We start from the raw sequence: 1,997 nt of genomic DNA on the forward strand, positions 1-1,997 counted from the left end.
GCACCCAGCTGGGTGCTTTTTTATGCTCAGCGATCTGTAACAGATTGATTTACTGTTGAATCCATTGACGCATCTTTTCACGCTCAGCAGGTGTTGCTTGTAGCCAAATCTGCATAAATGAATCTAAGGTATTGGTAGAGGTATTCACACTCGTGGTTTGCTTGATATTGGTCGTACCAACATTAGTATTGTTTGGCATTGCTGCTGGTTGATCTAATGCTGCTATCGCACGTTGGTTTTGTAATTCTGCATCGCCCGCCCCACCAAACACACCACCTAGCGCCTTACCAAGTCCTGAAAGCAGTCCACCTTGATTACCAGCCATACCCTGTTGACTTGCGATAACTGTATTGTTCTGCTGAATAGCGAGTGTTGGCTGCTTAGCATAATCTTTAGCGGCTTCGTAATCTTCTGGCTGGTTCGGCATCGTCAAACGATACGTTTGGTTATCTGCCAATTCCGCCGTCACGCTGACGTTACCTGAACGCAGGTAATCATGCTCATCACGCTGCAAGTTATATAAGCGGTCATACTTAGCAGTGATAGCGTGTTGACCTGGCTGGAGCGTAAACTCTTTAGTTAGTGGTTGAAATAGACTTTGCTGAACTTCTTGTCCATTGATGGCAGTCACTTTGATATGGTCATCAACCAATAGCGTCACAGCGGCTTGTGACATCATAGAGACTGAGGTCGCACCCACAAACAACAGTCCAATAGTTAATTTTTTTAGCAAAGAAGCATTCGATTTCATAGGTTATTCCATTAATAGTGAAAGCAGGTTGGATAAAAAGTTCGTATTCTTACTGTTATTTGTATTTTTGCTGCTAAAAGTCTTACAATTAAAAGTTTTACGACTAGAAATCAAGAGGCATCGTATGTTGGTCTTGATCCGTCGTCTCATTGTCTACTTGCGTCTCTTGGGCTATATCAGCCAGCTCTGCTGCAAGCGTTTGCTCATCAATGGTACGCAGCGCGTCACTGATCACCGCTTTTGATATATTACTGCGGCCAAGGTTAGAAAACATTGGCTGTATATAATTGAGCACTTCCATCATTGCACCGATACGATGTGGCCCTTCAGTCAATAAATGATTAATAATTCGATCATCAAACTGCCAGCCGCGCCGACGCAAAATGGACTGAAGCAGTGCTTGACGGTCTGCTAAATCATGACCAGTAGGCACTTTAAAAGCTGGTGCTTGTGCCAAACGCGTCAATAAATCTCTGAGTTGAAACGGTAGGTCACCTGCTGGTTTATTGGCCGCAAATAAAAGCTGGCGCTGACCTTCGCGGCTACGGTTGATTAGATGAAACAGCGCTTCTTGCCACTGACTACTTTGCTCAAGCACTTCTAAATCATCGATAGCAATCAGATCAAAGTTTTCTAAAGAAGATAATACGTGTACGTCCGTATGAATCAGCTCATTGAGTGACAAGCAGATAGCCGTCTTATCCATTTCTATATACGACTCACAAATAGCGGAGAGCAAGTGAGACTTACCCGTCGCAGGGCTACCAAACAGGTATAACTGACCGATCAGGCCGACATGTAATTGCCGCACTGCATCAATAATAGACATCCAACCGGGACCGGCAAAGTCGCTGAGACTTGCATCATGCTTAATGTCCAGATTGAGACTTAGCTGTGCTTCTGCCATGAATCATCAACTCGTGTTGCGTAGTGCAATATAAAAGTGCAGTAGAAAAAGGAATAAATTGCTATTCAGTACTATCCATACTACCTGATAAAAATATGTGCAGTGGATATATAGCTTTTTTATGATGGATGAATTGCCCTAATTAGGCTAATCTTGATAAAAAATATAGCAACGGCTGATACGATCAATACTGCGACTATATATAACATATTTGCAAAATGACTGACAAGTCTTTTACCTACTAAGCCTGATCAACCATTTGCTTTTTTCTTCCCATTTTTACGCTATCCGCTCATGATATTCAATAATAAAATAGGGGCTGTCCTAGATAACTAGTTC

Annotated in this window: 2 protein-coding genes; both read right to left on the reverse strand. The window is 42.6% G+C overall.

Annotated elements, in window-relative coordinates; all coding sequences use genetic code 11:
* Positions 1-49: 49 nt before the first annotated feature.
* Positions 50-751 (reverse strand): DUF2057 family protein, encoded by a 702-nt coding sequence (locus tag AS194_RS01555; protein WP_058023736.1) that lies wholly within the window; start codon positions 749-751, stop codon positions 50-52.
* A 103-nt stretch (positions 752-854) separates the two neighbouring features.
* Complete coding sequence (gene hda / locus AS194_RS01560) at positions 855-1,658, reverse strand: DnaA regulatory inactivator Hda (RefSeq protein ID WP_058023737.1); 804 nt, start codon at positions 1,656-1,658, stop codon at positions 855-857.
* Positions 1,659-1,997: the final 339 nt, after the last annotated feature.

Source organism: Psychrobacter piscatorii (assembly GCF_001444505.1).
In the GTDB taxonomy this organism is placed as follows: Bacteria; Pseudomonadota; Gammaproteobacteria; order Pseudomonadales; family Moraxellaceae; genus Psychrobacter; species Psychrobacter piscatorii_B.